The sequence below is a fragment of the Paenibacillus phoenicis genome, assembly GCF_034718895.1.
GTDB lineage: Bacteria > Bacillota > Bacilli > Paenibacillales > Paenibacillaceae > Fontibacillus > Fontibacillus phoenicis.
In genome coordinates, this window is sequence record NZ_JAYERP010000001.1 from 1,705,964 (window position 1) to 1,722,267 (window position 16,304).

Annotated in this window: 18 protein-coding genes; 3 read left to right on the forward strand and 15 right to left on the reverse strand. The window is 54.6% G+C overall.

The window, feature by feature from the left end; all coding sequences use genetic code 11:
* Positions 1-60 precede the first annotated feature (60 nt).
* The 10 genes from U9M73_RS08085 to U9M73_RS08130 form a co-directional block, all read right to left on the reverse strand.
* The gene (locus tag U9M73_RS08085) at positions 61-1,251 is read right to left on the reverse strand and encodes a D-alanyl-D-alanine carboxypeptidase family protein (protein ID WP_260071272.1); all 1,191 of its coding nucleotides are present in this window, start codon (positions 1,249-1,251) and stop codon (positions 61-63) included.
* A 380-nt stretch (positions 1,252-1,631) separates the two neighbouring features.
* Positions 1,632-2,963 carry a pyrimidine-nucleoside phosphorylase gene (locus tag U9M73_RS08090; protein WP_009225819.1) on the reverse strand — a complete coding sequence of 444 codons (1,332 nt, stop codon included), beginning with the start codon at positions 2,961-2,963 and terminating at the stop codon, positions 1,632-1,634.
* 21 nt (positions 2,964-2,984) lie between these two features.
* Positions 2,985-3,821 carry a purine-nucleoside phosphorylase gene (locus tag U9M73_RS08095; protein WP_009225818.1) on the reverse strand — a complete coding sequence of 279 codons (837 nt, stop codon included), beginning with the start codon at positions 3,819-3,821 and terminating at the stop codon, positions 2,985-2,987.
* 51 nt (positions 3,822-3,872) lie between these two features.
* A complete protein-coding gene (gene deoB, locus U9M73_RS08100; protein WP_260070656.1) occupies positions 3,873-5,060 on the reverse strand; it encodes a phosphopentomutase in 1,188 nt (395 codons plus the stop codon).
* Between the two features lie 33 nt (positions 5,061-5,093).
* Positions 5,094-6,065 carry a site-specific tyrosine recombinase XerD gene (gene xerD, locus U9M73_RS08105; protein ID WP_323076773.1) on the reverse strand — a complete coding sequence of 324 codons (972 nt, stop codon included), beginning with the start codon at positions 6,063-6,065 and terminating at the stop codon, positions 5,094-5,096.
* Between the two features lie 106 nt (positions 6,066-6,171).
* A complete protein-coding gene (locus tag U9M73_RS08110; protein ID WP_036645787.1) occupies positions 6,172-6,408 on the reverse strand; it encodes a DUF4227 family protein in 237 nt (78 codons plus the stop codon).
* Between the two features lie 198 nt (positions 6,409-6,606).
* A complete protein-coding gene (fur, locus tag U9M73_RS08115) occupies positions 6,607-7,080 on the reverse strand; it encodes a ferric iron uptake transcriptional regulator (protein WP_009225814.1) in 474 nt (157 codons plus the stop codon).
* Between the two features lie 227 nt (positions 7,081-7,307).
* Positions 7,308-7,934, reverse strand: a complete 627-nt coding sequence (gene spoIIM / locus U9M73_RS08120) for a stage II sporulation protein M (RefSeq protein WP_009225813.1) — start codon at positions 7,932-7,934, stop codon at positions 7,308-7,310.
* Between the two features lie 99 nt (positions 7,935-8,033).
* Complete coding sequence (locus U9M73_RS08125) at positions 8,034-9,242, reverse strand: endonuclease Q family protein (RefSeq protein ID WP_009225812.1); 1,209 nt, start codon at positions 9,240-9,242, stop codon at positions 8,034-8,036.
* On the reverse strand, positions 9,239-9,805 hold the full coding sequence (locus U9M73_RS08130) for an NUDIX hydrolase (protein ID WP_260070653.1): 567 nt from the start codon (positions 9,803-9,805) through the stop codon (positions 9,239-9,241). Before U9M73_RS08130 ends, U9M73_RS08125 begins: the two co-directional genes overlap by 4 nt.
* A 108-nt stretch (positions 9,806-9,913) precedes the next feature.
* Between U9M73_RS08130 and mciZ the strand changes: the two genes are divergently transcribed.
* Both mciZ and U9M73_RS08140 read left to right on the forward strand, forming a co-directional pair.
* Positions 9,914-10,093, forward strand: a complete 180-nt coding sequence (gene mciZ, locus U9M73_RS08135; RefSeq protein ID WP_009225810.1) for a Z-ring formation inhibitor MciZ — start codon at positions 9,914-9,916, stop codon at positions 10,091-10,093.
* A 3-nt stretch (positions 10,094-10,096) separates the two neighbouring features.
* Positions 10,097-10,660: a tetratricopeptide repeat protein gene (locus U9M73_RS08140; protein WP_323076774.1), complete on the forward strand. Its 564-nt coding sequence runs from the start codon at positions 10,097-10,099 to the stop codon at positions 10,658-10,660.
* A gap of 87 nt (positions 10,661-10,747) precedes the next feature.
* Here the strand turns inward: U9M73_RS08140 and U9M73_RS08145 are convergent, their stop codons facing one another.
* Positions 10,748-11,878 carry a M20/M25/M40 family metallo-hydrolase gene (locus U9M73_RS08145; RefSeq protein WP_009225808.1) on the reverse strand — a complete coding sequence of 377 codons (1,131 nt, stop codon included), beginning with the start codon at positions 11,876-11,878 and terminating at the stop codon, positions 10,748-10,750.
* A gap of 75 nt (positions 11,879-11,953) precedes the next feature.
* On the opposite strand from U9M73_RS08145, the gene prli42 reads away from it, so the two are divergent.
* Positions 11,954-12,052 carry a stressosome-associated protein Prli42 gene (prli42, locus tag U9M73_RS08150; protein WP_085982549.1) on the forward strand — a complete coding sequence of 33 codons (99 nt, stop codon included), beginning with the start codon at positions 11,954-11,956 and terminating at the stop codon, positions 12,050-12,052.
* A gap of 21 nt (positions 12,053-12,073) precedes the next feature.
* Here prli42 and lipB read toward each other — a convergent pair whose 3' ends face one another.
* Genes lipB through U9M73_RS08170 form a run of 4 tightly spaced genes read right to left on the reverse strand, consistent with a single transcriptional unit; the run spans position 12,074 to position 16,221 of the window.
* Positions 12,074-12,760 (reverse strand): lipoyl(octanoyl) transferase LipB, encoded by a 687-nt coding sequence (gene lipB, locus U9M73_RS08155; protein ID WP_260070649.1) that lies wholly within the window; start codon positions 12,758-12,760, stop codon positions 12,074-12,076.
* A 30-nt stretch (positions 12,761-12,790) separates the two neighbouring features.
* Positions 12,791-14,188, reverse strand: a complete 1,398-nt coding sequence (locus U9M73_RS08160; protein WP_323076778.1) for a dihydrolipoamide acetyltransferase family protein — start codon at positions 14,186-14,188, stop codon at positions 12,791-12,793.
* An 18-nt stretch (positions 14,189-14,206) separates the two neighbouring features.
* On the reverse strand, positions 14,207-15,193 hold the full coding sequence (locus tag U9M73_RS08165) for an alpha-ketoacid dehydrogenase subunit beta (RefSeq protein ID WP_009225805.1): 987 nt from the start codon (positions 15,191-15,193) through the stop codon (positions 14,207-14,209).
* A 2-nt stretch (positions 15,194-15,195) separates the two neighbouring features.
* Entirely contained in the window at positions 15,196-16,221 is a 1,026-nt protein-coding gene (locus U9M73_RS08170; RefSeq protein WP_036645781.1) for a thiamine pyrophosphate-dependent dehydrogenase E1 component subunit alpha, read from the reverse strand.
* Positions 16,222-16,304 lie beyond the last annotated feature (83 nt).

Genomic DNA, 16,304 nt, shown 5'->3' on the forward strand with positions numbered 1-16,304 from the left:
ACAACAATTCTACGACCTCAGGCCGGATTCCTGCCGCCTGACAAAACTAGAAGAAAAGCCCTATGAATCTACAAAAAACAAGTGTGCGGCGGTTCGCTTGAACAACGTCCACCAGCCCGCTTTATCAATGTCCGCAGGGGCGGTCAGCTCGAACTCAGTTAACGTGCGGCCATCCTGGTAGACGACCAGCTTGCCGATCGTTTGGCCGGCTTTAATAGGTGCCGCAAGCTTTTCCGGTGCGATCAGCTTTTGTGTGATACTGTCTTGCTTCACGCCTTTTTTGACCAACACGTTTAGCGGTTTGGCGGCGGTCAGCTCCAGCTGAGCGCTCATCCCCTTCTGCACCTTCACTTTGCCGATCGTTTCCCCCGCTTGATAAATCGGCAGCAGCGCGTATTGCGAGAAGGCGTAATCGAACATCGCCGAGACTTCGCTGTTCCGCGTTTTTGTATTCGGCTCGCCAAGCACTACGGCGATTAAGCGCAGTCCGTCACGTTTCGCGGTAGCGGCAAGGCAGAACTTCGCTTCCGAGGTATACCCGGTCTTCAGGCCGTCTGCCCCGCTGTAGAAGCGCACGAGTTTGTTCGTGTTCACGAGCCAGAACGGCTTCTCTGTTCCTTGGCGCAAATAATCCTGGTACGCGCCGGTATACTTCGTAATCTCCTCATGCTTCAGCAGCTCTCGGCTCATGATGGCGATATCGTAAGCAGAGCTATAATGGTCCGCCACCGGCAAGCCGTTACAGTTCGCAAAATGCGTATCTTTTAACCCGAGCTGCTGCGCCCGTTCGTTCATCATTTTGACGAACGCTTTTTCCGAGCCGGCGATTTTCTCGGCAAGCGCCACGGACGCATCGTTCCCGGACGCCATGGCCACGCCCTTCAGCAGCTCAGCCACGGTCATCGTTTCTCCCGGCTCCAGGAAGATCTGCGAGCCGCCCATAGATGCCGCATATTCGCTGGCAGTCACCTTATCGGTCAGCTTCAGCGTACCGTTATCGATCGCCTCCATCGTCAGCAGCATCGTCATGATCTTGGTAATGCTGGCGGGAGGCAGTTTCTCATGACTCTTCTTCTCGTAAATCACCGTGCCGGTATCGGCATCGATCAAGACGGCGGACAGCGCATTTTCCGCCAATGCGATTTCATCATCCCCGACGTGCGGTCCGCCATGTTCTGCGCTGGTGGTGGTCGGCCACACCGATACGGCCAATACGAACGCGGCAAACCAGGTCAACATCCGTCTTTTCAAGGTTTATCCTCCTTTAAGACATAAGTCTGGATTCTGCTAACCTAGTATCGGCATGAAAGAGGAATAATATTCCTGGCACCAAAAGAAAAAACGCCTTTCGGCGTTTGATTTCTTGGCGTTACATGCCACAACCCTTTGAATAAGGGAAGTTTTAGGCCTTATTTTGTTGATATGAGGCGTTGATTCGCAAATAGAGGAACTTTTTACCCTTATTCTTCGGATGGAAGCGGAAATATCCCCGTTTGATCGTCTGCAGCCCAAAATAAGGCCATTCCATTCCTCTATTTCTCCATAAATCCTTCGTTCAGCGAAAATAAGGCCATTTTATACCGCTATTTCGTCATGCAACTTTCGGCTGTCCGGTGCAAATTCCAAACCGCTCAGAACCGCTTGATCCCGTCCGGCGTCACCAGCGCAAAAACCAGCGGCCGGCGCGGCACCTTCGTGCTGGAAATGCCGTAAGCGTTTAGAATGCGCCGCTCCGCCTCCGCGAGGCCTGCTTCATGGCTGCGGTTCAGATGCAGCACCGCCAGCGTTTCGCCCGCCTCAACCGGATCGCCGATTTTCTTGCGCAGCTCTACGCCGGCAGCCAAGTCGATGACGGATTCCTTCGTTTCCCGGCCCGCCCCAAGCATCATGGCGGCGAGGCCGATCTCCTCAGCCTGAATCGATTCAACAAATCCGCCCGCGGTCGCCTTCACGTCCACCTTCAGCTCCGCTTCCGGCAGCAGCTCTGGATGGTCGATCTGCTCCGTGTTTCCGCCTTGCGCCGCAACCATTTGCTTCAGCTTCTCCAGCGCTTGCCCGCTGTTGATCTGTTCGACCAGCATGGCTTTAGCCTCTTCCTCGCTCGACGCCTTGCCGCCGAGAATCAGCATGTGCGACGCCAGGATCAGGCAGACCTCCTCGAGATCGGCCGGGCCTTCCCCCCGCAGCGTTGCGACGGCTTCCTTGATCTCCAGCGCATTGCCGATCGCGTGACCGAGCGGTTGGTCCATGTCGCTGATCACGGCAACCGTGCGGCGGCCAACCTGCGTGCCGATATCAACCATGGCCTTGGCCAGACGGATCGAGTCCTCCAGCGTCTTCATGAACGCGCCGCTGCCGGTCTTGACGTCCAGCACAATGGCATCTGCGCCGGCGGCGATCTTCTTGCTCATGACGCTGCTGGCGATCAGCGGGATGGAATCCACCGTCGCGGTGACATCCCGCAGCGCATACAGCTTCTTGTCGGCTGGTGTCATATTGCCGCTTTGGCCGACGACCGCGAGGCCAATTTCGTTCACCTGGCGGAAAAATTGCTCCTTCGTAAGCTCTACAGAGAATCCCGAGATCGCTTCCAGCTTGTCGATCGTCCCGCCGGTATGCCCCAGCCCCCGGCCGGACATCTTCGCGACCGGCACGCCGGCAGCCGCCACGAGCGGGCCCAATACGACGGTTGTTTTATCGCCAACCCCGCCAGTCGAATGCTTGTCGACCTTAATGCCACGGATGGAGCCGAGGTCAATCGTATCCCCGGAACCGGCCATCGCCATCGTCAGGTCGGCCGTCTCCCGGGCGCTCATCCCTTGATAATAAACGGCCATCGCCCATGCGGACATTTGGTAGTCGGGGATCTGCCCCTCGCTGTACCCTTTGACCAAAAAGCCAATTTCCTCGCTCGTCAGCTCCTGGCCGTCCCTTTTTTTACGGATCAGATCTACCGCTCTCATCGCTCCCTGCCTCCGTTCTTCTTAAGCTTCGCCAATTTCCGGGATAATGGACAATACAAGGCTTAGAAACTTCTCGCGCACGCGCTCGGTCGTCTCCATAACCTCCTGGTGGGACAACGGCTGGTCCAAAATACCTGCCGCCATATTGCTGATGCAGGAAATCCCCAGCACCTCGATGCCGGCATGGCGGGCGACGATCGTTTCCGAAACGGTGGACATCCCTACCGCGTCAGCACCAAGCGTCCGCAGCATGCGGATTTCCGCAGGCGTCTCATAGGTTGGGCCCAGCAAGCCGGCATAGACGCCCTCTTGCAGAGGCACTCCTTTGTTTGCAGCGACCTTCCGTGCGATCTCACGCAGACGGCGGCTGTACGCTTGGGACATGTCCGGGAAGCGCGGTCCCAGCTCCTCGTCGTTTGGACCTACCAACGGATTACGGCCTGTGAGATTCAGATGGTCGGAGATCAGCATGAGATCCCCCGGCTCATAGGACGTGTTCACCCCACCAGCCGCGTTCGTGACCAGCAGCGTTGTAACACCCAGCTCCTTCATGACCCGTACCGGGAAAGCAGTCATTTCCGGCCCGTATCCTTCGTACATGTGGAAGCGGCCTTTCATCAGCACGACCGGCGTGCCTTGCACCGTCCCGATCAACAGTTCACCCGCGTGGCCTTCTACCGTCGACTGCGGAAAGAACGGGATATCGCGGTAGCTGATGCTGACCGGCTCCTCAATATGATCAGCCAATACGCCCAATCCAGAGCCCAGAATTAATCCTACCTTTGGCGTAAGCGTCGACCGGGAACGGATATAATCCGCTGCCTCCCGGATCATGCCAATGTTTAATGTCGTCGTCATATCAAAATCCTCCTGGTTCACAAGCTATAGATGACAGTTGAACTTCTACTCTTAAACGAGTTCGTGTAAGAAGCTCTTTCCGTGCTCGGTTGCATGCACCCCGAAATTGTCGGCGATCGTCGCGGCCAAATCGGCATACGTTGCCCGGATGCCCAGGCTGCCCGGCTTTTTCAGGCTTGGCCCGTAAACAAGCAACGGCACGTATTCGCGGGTATGGTCCGTTCCGGCATGAATCGGATCGTTGCCGTGGTCGGCAGTAATGATCAGCAAGTCGTTCTCACCCACATTTTTCAACAAATCCGGTACCGCCGCATCAAACTCCTCCAACGCACGGGCGTAGCCCTGCGGGTCGCGACGATGGCCGTATAAGGAGTCGAAATCCACCAGGTTCGTGAACAGCATGCCGGTGAAATCCTGGCCGATCCGCTGCAGCGTTTCTTCGATCCCATGCTGGTTGCTCTTCGTTGGATACGAAGCGGTAATCCCTTCCCCGGAGAAAATATCGCCAATCTTCCCGATGGCTACCACTTCCTTGCCGGCATTTTTCAACGCGTTTAGTACTGTTGGTTCCGGCGGTTTTACCGCATAATCGTGGCGGTTTGGCGTGCGCTGGAAGTTGCCCGGTTGACCGATAAACGGACGGGCGATTACGCGCCCAACGGAATGCTCCGGCTCAAGCGTCAGCCGACGAGCGATTTCGCAAGCCCGGTACAGCTCCGGCAGCGGGATAATCTCTTCATGGGCCGCAATTTGAAATACGCTGTCCGCCGAGGTGTACACGATCCAGCTTCCGGTTTTCATATGCTCTTCCCCGAGCTCCACCAAAATTTCCGTACCGGAAGCCGGCTTGTTGCCGATGATTTTACGCCCCGTTTCCTGCTCGAAGCGAGCGATCAAATCACGCGGGAAGCCATTGGGATATGTTTGGAACGGAGTCTCGATCTTCAGACCCATCAGCTCCCAGTGGCCGGTCATCGTATCCTTGCCCGCAGAGATCTCAGCCATTTTACCGAAGTAAGCCAACGGCTCGTCCACTGGATCCAGATTCGGCAGCTCCGCGATATTCCCCAGTCCTAATTTTTGCAGGTTAGGCAGCTTAGTACCCGGTACGGTTTGCAAAATATGCCCCAGCGTATGCGCACCTTCGTCACCGAATTTTTTGGCGTCTGGCAGTTCGCCGATCCCCACGCTGTCGAGGACGATGACGGTCATTTTTCTAAAACGATTTCCATTTTCCATCTTCTATCACTCCTTTAATCTATGCAGCTATAGTTATCCCTTCCCAGAAGGAAAACCATTCTGACGATCCTTCGGGTCCCCTTCTTGTGCGGCTTCCGGCGCCATAGACTCCCGCATCGCCCGCGGATGAAAAGCGTCGTAGACCGTCTTCAGATTGGACCTTGAACGGCTTACATACATTTGAATCGTGGAAGCATCAGAATGCCCCAGCAGCTCCTGTACCGATCTCACGTCCGCCCCCCGCTCCAGCAGATGAACGGCGAAGGAATGGCGCAGCGTATGCGGCGTAATATCGGACGTAATCCCTGCTTCCTGGCCATACTTCTTCATCAGCTTCCAGAAGCCTTGGCGGCTAATCCGCCCGCCCCGACGGTTCGGGAAAAGAGCCGGGTTCTCCCTCTCATCCAGAATCAAATGGCTGCGTCCTTCCCTTAAATACAAATCAAGCCATTCCGCCGTGACTCCTCCAAACGGAAGAATGCGTTCCTTCCCCCGCTCCCCGGTGCAGCGGAGAAAATGAAGCTCCAGGTTCACGTCGTCCTTGTTCAGCGAGATCAGCTCGGATACGCGGATGCCGGTTGCATAGAGCAGCTCAAGCATGGCCTTGTCCCTTAAACCTAACGGCGTGTCGGGCTTTGGGGCTTCCAGCAGCCGTTCAGTTTCCTCCACGGTGAGGGTTTGCGGCGGTTTTTTTTCGACTTTGGGCATTTCCAGCATGATGAAGGGATCCTGCTCAATCCGCCGTTCCTGCAGTAAATACCGAAAGAAAGCGCGAAGGGTGACAGACACGCGTTGAATCGTTGCCGGCGCCTTGCCGAGATCTTTCAAGTAAGCGAAATAGAGCAAGATGCCCGCACGGGTTACTTGGCGATAATCGCTGATCTGCTTCGATTGCAAATAGCTTATGTACTGCTTGAGATCCCGCGCATAGGACTCCCGCGTTGCTTCACTTAATCCCCGTTGCCCGGCCAAAAACGAAATAAAAGAGGCCGCATCCCGTTCCATGCGCTGCGCCTCCTTTCTTGGTTATCAAATGCAATATCTTCAGCCATCCGCCTTGATTACTATTTCCACATCCCTGCGAAATTTCCCTGCTCCCCCTGACAATGAACTACTCTCCATACCAGAAAAATAATTTCAGCCGCTCCGTCATGGTCTCCATCATGTTATTTCCGGGTACGCCTTCATAAAATACTTTCACCGCAGAGCCTTCGGGAACGCGGTACTTGTCCTCACGAAATAGGTAATCGTCCAGCAGTCCTAGCGCCTTATAAAAAGTATACGCAAGTGCGACAAACAGGATCAAATATTTCCCTGTTCTGAGCCATTTTCGAAGCGAGATGACCATGAGCCCCACCCTCTCTATCATTTGTGGAGGCGCCCGATTATCTGCTAGGACGCCCTATGTATTAAGTATATAGAGAGAGACTAGGGAGTATGCGGAAATGACTTCATCGGTTATGCGGCTTATGCCGCGTTTCCCCTCGTGCGAGGCAACGTAAAAAGCTCCCTACGGCAGGGCCGTAAAGAGCTCGGCTTAACGAAGTTATTTCTTATTGTCTGTTCCAGGCGAATCGTTGTTCTTGTCCTTGCATCGGTAACAAATGCCTTGAAAATCCAACCGGTGATCCAGCACCGTAAAATTGAATTCCTTCTCCAAGCGTTCCTCGAGCGGTCCAAGCCAATCCTCGCGGATTTCATCCATTGCCCCACACTGAACACAGATCAAATGGTGGTGATGATGTTTGGTCGTATCGGTACGCAAGTCGTACCGGGCTACACCGTCGCCGAAGTTGATCTTCTCCACAACGTGAAGCTCGCTGAGCAATTCCAATGTTCGATAGACCGTGGCCAGGCCGATCTCCGGCGCCTTGTCTTTGACGAGCATGAAAACATCTTCCGCACTAAGATGATCGTCTTCATTTTCGAGCAAAACGCGTACCGTGGCTTCCCGCTGGGGCGTCAATTTGTAACCGTGGGATTGTAACTGCTGTTTGATTTTTTCGATCTTTGCTTCCATGTTATCCCTCCCCAGCCTTGCCGCACATCCAATAAGTTCATGACCACTTCTTTCATTATAGGGGGAGATATTCAACAAAGTCAAACATTTTGGTAGATTGCAAAATCTTGAGGATGGCACATCACCAGGATGTCACAATTTAATAGAACGTGCTAGGAAAAACGAATATCCCCCGACTAGGCCAGCAGCCAGGTGCGGGGGATTTATTTTCCTACACAAGCATGAATTCAAGCAATCAATGGCGTAACCCAGCTCATCATCACCGGAGTCACCCACGTTTCGAAGGAAGAGATGGCGAGTAGCACCGCAGCCATGGCCAGCGTCAGCCCTGTATACGACAGGAAAGGCCGGGTGGCTTGGCCGGGACGGCTCATTAACACACGCGAGCGAATGATGTTGAGCGAGAAGCTCACCGCTGCGACGCTGGCGATCAGCAGGGCCGGAATCACGATCAGATTGTGCGGCGCTACGGACACGAGGGCGAATAGCAGCCCCTTCCAGGTATATTGGCCAACCAGATAGCCAACTGTAAAGCCGATCAATACTCCTTTTAGAAAATCGAGAATTAAGATCCCTGGGAGTCCGATCACGGATAATCCCAATAGCCAGATCAAGCCAAGCCATTTTAAATGCAAGGCAGCGACTTGCCAGAACATCATCGGCTGAAACTCGAACCCGCCTTCATTGATCGATAGAAAGAAATCACCCAAATACCGGGAGATATCCTGTTGTTGTTCCAACGTTAATGCGTTGACCATCAGCGCGCCGAATACGACGCCCATTAAAAACAGCACGGAAACAAAAACATATAGCGGCGTTTGGTCTTTTAATGTATGACGAATGGGGTGCAGCATCGAATTTTGCCTCCTAGCTTGTTCTATAGGGTCTTATCCTATCCCTATGAACAAGCCTGCTCGCTTATGCCTGCCGCTTGCCGGACCACCACCTGCAGATTAAGACTTTTTCACTTTGCCATAGATTCCGCCGCCTCCGGCGCTAAGTTCGAGCCTACCGCTGCGGGCCATGCCAATAAGTTGGGCCAGTTCCGCTCCCACCGCTTCAGCCAGCTCCGCCTCCGGCACATGATGCAGGATGTTCATCTCCGTGCCGAACCGCTCCAGCAGCAGCTCTAATTTCGCCGGCCCAAGGCCGGGGATAAACTCCAGGGGAACCTGGTAATGATACGGCGGACGATGAAGCGGTACGCTGGGCTCAGATCGATCTGCGATTGAGCGGATGCGGTCAAGCACACCCCGCACCAGCTTCGGGCTGCCGCAATAAGGACATCGCTCCACGTTGGCTTCTGCCTCATCGATGATATAGTTGCAGTTGCTGCAGTAGGTCCGGTGGTATTTGCCAAGGCGGGGGTTCAGCCCGTAATTCCCGGCCACTAGGCGCCCCTCCTCGCGCCGCAGCGCCTTAGCGAATTCAAGATAGCTCGCTTCCTTCAGCCGCAGCTCATTGTATTCCCGCCCGATTTTGCCCAGCGAGTGAGCGTCGGAATTGGTTAAGATCGGAAAAGGATCGAGCTCGCTGATCAATCCAGCCATCTCCGTATCGGCGCTGAGCCCCAGCTCCACCGCGCTAATTAGAGAAAGATCCAACACATCCGACATCCGGGGGGCACAGCTTCCGTAAATGCTGCGATGCGGCGTGAAAATATGGGCGGGAATGATCATACCACCGCGGGCATACACCTCCTCCTGCAGCGTGACCGCCGGAGCGTACACGCGCTGCGAGCTTAGCCCAACATTCTTCATCCTTGGCTTCAGCCAATCCGTAAAGCCGCGAATCGTCTCCAGGTGCGGGAAAAAAGCAAGCAAATGCGCCGGCCCCATCCCCGGTTCACGGATTTCCAGCTCGCAGCCCAGCAAAATCGTCGTCCCCTGATAGGTGATGCCGCCATCCTTCAGTTCCTGCATCTCCCCCTGCTCCAGGCACCGGTCGATATCCTCCTGTACCCCGGGGGCATGACAGTCAATGATGCCAACAAGCCCGATGCCCTTGCGTTGCGAAGCCTCCCTGGCGATTCCAGCGAAGGTCAGATCACGGCTGCCGCTAATCTTCACCGGCTCCCCCCGCCCGGTTCGTCCGATGTGAATATGCAAATCGGCGAAAACGGTCGTAAGCGCGGCCGAGGTTGTTGTGGAGCTCGAACTCATGGTCTTGCCTCTGCCTGTGCGCGAGCATCCTTAAGCTGCCAAATATACACCGCCATAATCGTTTTGGCATCCGCAATCCGCCCTTCCGCAATCAGGCCAAGTGCCTCCTCCAGCGTCACTTCCTGAACCTCAAGGAATTCGTCAACATCCGGCGACATTTCTCCTGGACTCAACTGCTCGGCCAAATAGAGATGGATAATCTCATCTGCGAACCCCGGCGAAGTATAGAATGAGTGCAAATGCGTCAATTTATCGCAGCGATACCCGGTCTCCTCCTGCAGCTCACGGACCGCCGCTTCCGCAGGATCTTCCCCTGGTTCCAATTTGCCCGCCGGAATCTCCAATTCACACCGGCCCATCGCCTGGCGATATTGGTCCACCAGCAGCAATCGTCCCTCATGCACCGCCAGCACGGCGACCGCACCCGGATGCTTCACAATTTCACGGGTTGCCGTCGTTCCGTCCGGCAGCTTGACGGTATCAATTTGCAGGGAGATCACTCTCCCCTGAAAGACCGGCTCTGTCGAAACCGTGGTTTCCTTTAATTTATCGTTGGCTGCCATTTCTTTTTCCTCCCTTAATCGAGTCATCAACCGTTCCAACCATACATAACTTGTCCGCACCGGACATATGGTGTTATTATACCAAACCGTTCGGAAAGGAGCCCCCTTATGAAAAGCTATTTCACGGAAGACCGTGTACGCGCTCAGGGCAAAGCTTGGCAGATTCGCCTTCTGCTGTCCCAATGGAAAAAAGAATCAGGACGTGACGTAAAAATCACCGATTTGATTCATTCCTATCAAAATAGTTATTCAATTAAGGGAAATCCGGTTAATAAAAGGAGGGGGTGAATTATGCGCAGTCCTACCGGACAGCCTAAAAATATGGGAAAACTCGTAGAAATGATCCAGAACGCCGTATCCACAGGTCAGATTGACGTTGCTGAACAGCTGGCGGGGCAGATGGACAATTATTTGCTTAGCGAGCTGATCCAATCTTTATATAAAGAAGGTTATGTCGCACTAGCCAAAGAACGGCTACTGCAGATCGAACCTCGGTTGCTTCGCGAGCCCACTCCCCCCTTTTTGGAGCTAAGCCTGATTTGGGCGGAAATTTGCTACGATGAGAGACAATACGAAGAAGCCGCTCCCATCTTTGAAGCGCTTGCCGAGCGGAATCCCGATTTCGCAGCGGCTCGTTTCGGCGCAGCCTCCTGTTACTTGCAGCAGGCGATCGCCAATCTGGAGCGACGAATCCAACTGTATCACCCGCCTAAATCGGAGCAGGAGAAAATTTGCAAATATTTAGACGACTTCCACCAAGCTCTGAACTTAATTCAAGCTTCAGGCTGGCATACCGAATGGAGTCCTGTGCAGGTTCGTCACTTCCCGGCCAAACCGTCTACTCGACTGCATTAATGCGAACCAATCCGGGGAACAGCCGTCATCCTGCAAAAAAAGCCCGGTGCGAAATAGCGCACCGGGCATTCTGACATCCTTAAGGGATCAAGAAGAGGATACCGATTGACGAACGATCTCCAGCGCAAACTGCGCCGTTTTGACGAGATCGTCCTTCTTGATTCTTTCATTGGTTGTATGGATATCCTCATAGCCGATCGCCAGATTCACCGTTGGAATCCCCAGGCTGTTAAAGATGTTCGCGTCGCTGCCGCCGCCCGTCGTAAACGTCGTTCCCGCAAGTCCGAGCGCAGCCGCCGCTTGCTTAGCGATCCGCAGAACGGGAGCCTCCTCCGGGATCCGGAACGCCCGGTACAGCACCTCACTGCGGAATTCCCCCTTGGCTCCAAAGTCGCGGCATGCGGATTCCACCGCTTCTTTCATGTCCTGCAGCTGCTTATCGACCTTCTCCTGGGACATGCTACGCGCTTCGCCATATAAAATGACGTGATCCGGAACGATGTTCGTCGCGCCGCCACCTTCAAACTTGCCGATGTTGGCGGTTGTCTCCGAGTCAATACGCCCGAGCTTCATACGAGCCAGCGCCTTGCCGGCTACCTGAATGGCACTGATGCCGTCTTCCGGATTGACCCCGGCATGGGCCGCTTTGCCGTAGATCTCGATTTCAACCCGTGCCTGCGTGGGTGCGCCAACACAAATCGTGCCCACTTCACCGCCGGTGTCAATCGCGAACCCGAACTTCGAATCGACATACTGCGCCTCCAGCGCCCGCGCTCCGCGCAGGCTCGATTCCTCGCCAGCCGAGATGACAAACTGGATTTGACCGTGCGGAATTTGCTTCTCCTGCAGGACTTGAATCAGCTCCAGCAGCACCGCCACACCCGCTTTGTCGTCCGCTCCGAGGATCGTCGTGCCGTCGCTGCGAATCCATCCGTCCTCCCCAACAACCGGTTTAATCCCCTTGCCTGGGGTGACGGTATCCATGTGGCAGGTGAACAGGAAGGGTTCAGCGGACACGCCTTCACTGGCTTTTAACGTGGCGATCAGGTTCCCGGCGCCATGTCCCGTCACTGCCTGCGAACCGTCCTCCACAACGTCCAGTCCCAATTCGCTGAATTTCCGTTTTAACACATCGGCAATTTGGCGCTCATGCTTCGTTTCGCTGTCAATCTGCACCAGCTCCAGAAATTGTCCGATGAGGCGTTCCTCGTTAATCATTGGACTTTCCCCGCTTTCTTCGATACGATAATAAGAGTGAGAATAATATACGTTTAAGTCAAAGGAGTTACCACTATGCGTAAAAATCGGATGAGATTCGTCGTATATTTGATGTTGTTTGCCATGCTGGCTTCAACGCTGATCGCTTTCCTTGAGCCCTTCTTCATTCGATAATCAGCCCGCTTTGGGGGCGGATTAGGCCTCGACCCAAGCCCCCAAACGCCCAAATACCGCGTTAAACTTCGGTACGATCTCCTTCGCGACTTGCTCAACCGTAAATGAGCGGCCGGTCACGTCTTCCAACGAGGTCACCCCGTATTCTTGAATCCCGCAAGGAATGATTCCGCGAAAGCCTTCCTCTTGAATGCCGGACTTCACATTAAAAGCAAACCCGTGACTGGTAATAAAACCTCGATGATGCCTGCATTTGTTGAACTTTACGCCAATCGCGCAAATTTTCACGTCGCCAACCCACACCCCGGTGTACTCCGGTTTACGTGAGCCTTCGATGCCAAACTCCGCTAAATAATCGATGATCACCTGCTCCAGCTGGCGCAGGTAACCATGCAAATCCAGCCCGCGCCCGGCCTCTAACCGAAGCAGCGGATAGCCAACAAGCTGCCCGGGGCCATGATATGTAATATCTCCCCCGCGATCGATTTCAAACACGGCAATGCCCCGCTCCTGCAGCTGCTCAGGGCTAAGAAGCAAATGCTCAGGATGGTTCTGGGAGCCAATCGTATAGGTCGGCGGATGCTGCAACAGCAGCAGGTGTTCTCCCTGCTGCTGCGCATCCATCTCTTTAATGAGCCGTTTCTGCAAATCCCAGGCTTCCCCATATTCCATCATCGGATAATAGCGTACTGTCAAGCCTTCGTTCATCGCATTGTCGCCTCGATTCTCTCATTACGTTCAATACACCTGCGTGTCCAAATTGTAGCTTTCCATATTTTCCTTCACCCGCTGCATAAAGCGGCCGCAAATCACTCCGTCCAAAATCCGGTGGTCCAAGGACAAGCAGAGATTGGCCATCGAACGGACGGCGATCATATCGTTGATCACAACCGGCCGCTTCACGATCGATTCAAACGTCAGGATCGCGGCTTGCGGATAATTGATAATCGGCTGCGTCAAAATCGAACCAAAGGAACCGGTATTATTCACCGTAAACGTCCCGCCCTGCATATCATCCAGCTTCAGCTTGCCGGAGCGGACCTTCGTTGCCAGCTCCTCGATTTCCCGCGCCAGGCCGGCGATATTTTTCTGATCGGCCTTCTTGATGACCGGCGTCAGCACCGAATCCTCGGTTCCAACCGCCAAGGAGATGTTGATATCGCGTTTGACGATGATCTTGTCCACCGCCCACACCGAGTTCATGATCGGATAATCCTTGATCGCTCCCACAACCGCCTTCAGCAGGAAAGCCAGGTACGTCAGGTTGACGCCTTCCTTCTGCATAAATTCCTGCTTGATCTTGTTGCGCAGCTGCACCAGGTTGGTCACGTCGACCTCGATCATCATCCAGCCATGCGGAATTTCCGATACGCTTTGGCGCATCCGGGTTGCGATCGTGTTGCGGATCGGGGTTACGTCGATAAAATACTCGGAACGGTCGCCCCCTTCCACTTCGATGGTTGGGATCGGCGGGTTCTCCGTCAAGTGCAAGCCGGAATGGCGTACCGGTCCCGGAGCATCGTTGATTACGGCCGGGATGACGCGTTGCGGCGCCGGCGCAGCCGAAGGCGCTGCTTGCGCTGTCTGCGATGGCACGGACGGTGCTGCTGCCGGCGTCGTTGCCGGTGCTGCGGGTGTGGCAACACCCCCGCGACCGCCTTGCTCGATGTAAGCCAGCACATCCTTCCGCGTAATCCGTCCGCCAAGCCCTGTACCCGTAATTTGCCGTAGATCAATTCCGTGTTGAGCGGCCAGCGTCTGCACGGCCGGCGAATACCGGTGGCGCTGCGAGTGATCGGACTGTTCCCCCGTGCTTGCCGCACCGGCAGCCGGACGGGCAGCTTCGTTTACCGCTGGGTCGCCTGCTGGCGTATCAGTCGCATTCGCCGTCTCGATCCGGCAGATCACCGCGCCAACCTGAACCTCTTGCCCTTCCTCAGCCAACAGCTCGCCCATCACACCTTCGACCGTCGAAGGGATTTCCGCATTTACTTTGTCCGTAATGACCTCAAGAATCGGCTCATATTGCTCGACTGGATCCCCCGGCTTCTTCAGCCATTTCCCGATCGTAGCCGAGACGAGCGATTCGGCGAGCTGGGGTAATTGCACGTCTATCAATGTTTTATTGGATGACATTAGTATCCTCACTCCCAATCAATAAAGCGCCAATTGAAGCATCGCTTCTTTGACTTTGTCTTTGCTAAGCATAAAGAACTTCTCCATCGGAGGGCTAATCGGCATCGCCGGAACGTCCGGTCCGCACAGTCTTGCAATAGGAGCATCCAACTCGAACAGGCACTCTTCAGAAATAATAGCCGAAACTTCTGCACCAATACCGCCGGTTTTATTATCCTCATGGATAATCAGAACCTTGCCCGTCTTGCGGGCCGCTTCAATAATGGCTTCGCGGTCCAGAGGCTGCAGCGTGCGCAAATCAAGAATGTGGGAGCTGATCCCTTTCTCTGCCGCCAGCTCTTCCGCAGCCTGCATGGCAAAATGCAGCGGCAAGCTGTAGCCGATGACTGTAATGTCACCGCCTTCCCGCAGCACCTTCGCTTTGCCGATAGGGACGATATAATCGTCCTCCGGCACGTCTTCCTTGATCAGCTTGTAGCATTTCTTGTTCTCAAAGAACAACACCGGATCAGGGTCGCGAATCGCTGCTTTCAACAAGCCCTTGGCGTCATAAGCCGAATAAGGCGCAACGATCTTCAGCCCCGGTGTTCCAAAGAATATCGATTCCGGACATTGGGAATGGTAAAGTCCCCCAAAGATCCCGCCGCCGATTGGAGCGCGGACTACAACCGGGCAGTTCCAGTCGTTGTTGGAACGATAGCGGATTTTCGCCGCTTCGTTGATAATCTGGTTCGTTGCAGGCAGCATAAAGTCCGAATACTGCATTTCTGCGATCGGCTTCATCCCGTACATAGCTGCGCCAATCGCAACGCCGGCGATCGCCGATTCCGCAAGCGGCGTATCGATGACGCGCATTTCACCGAACTGCTCCTGCAGCCCTTTCGTTGTCGTGAACACGCCGCCCTTGACGCCGACGTCTTCCCCCAGAACAAACACGCTTTCGTCCCGCTCCATTTCTTCCTTCATGGCCAGACGAATCGCGTCGATATACTCCATCACCGGCATGATTATTGCTCCTCCCCTTCGCTGGCATATACATGCAGCAGCGTGTCTTCCGGCCGCGGGAACGGCGCGTTGTCAGCCGCTTCCACCGCTTCCTTCAGCTGTTGTTGGATATCCCGCAACAGCGCTTCGTCCTGCTCCTCGCTCCATATGCCGGTTTCGATCAGGTACGACTTCATTTTGGGGATACCGTCTTTTTTCCAATTCTCTTCCACTTCTTCCTTCGTCCGGTACGCCAGATCATTGTCCGACGTCGAGTGCGGAGACAGGCGGTACATCATCGCTTCGATCAGCGTTGGCCCTTCGCCGCGAACTGCGCGTTCCCGCGCTTCCTTCACAACTCGGTATACCTCCAGCGCATCGTTGCCATCTACGCGAACCCCCGGGAATCCATAGCCTTGAGCCCGATCCACCACGCGGCCGCCTAACTGCTTCTTCACCGGTACGGAAATGGCATATTGGTTATTTTCGCACAGGAAGATAACCGGCAGCTTCTGAACCCCAGCAAAGTTTAAACCTTCGTGAAAATCGCCCTGATTGCTGGAGCCTTCGCCAAACGTGACGTAAGAAACGATGTCCTTCTTTTGCATTTTCGCCGCCAAGGCGACGCCGACGGCATGGGGAACTTGAGTGGTTACCGGACTGGAACCGGTCACGATACGCAGCCGTTTGCTGCCGAAATGTCCCGGCATCTGACGGCCGCCGCTGTTCGGGTCACCCGCTTTGGCAAATGTCGAAAGCATCAATTCTGTCAGCGACATGCCAACGGCCAGCACAAAGCCGTAGTCCCGGTAGTAAGGCAGGAAATAGTCGCGCTCGCGATCCAGCGCAAAGGCCGCAGCAACCTGCGTGGTCTCCTGACCGATCCCAGAAACGTGGAAATTGATTTTCCCGGCCCGCTGCAGCAACAGGTTGCGCTCGTCGAATTTGCGTGCGGTCACCATATATCTGTACATCTCAATGACTTCTGCATCCGTTAGTCCGAGTTGCTTATGTTTTGGCTCGGTTTGAACTACACTTTTGGCATTCATGGGAGTTACCTCCTTTGATTGGGGCATTACATAGCTTAATATTAACACCAGGTACTAAGACTTGGAATAAGTTTATTATAATC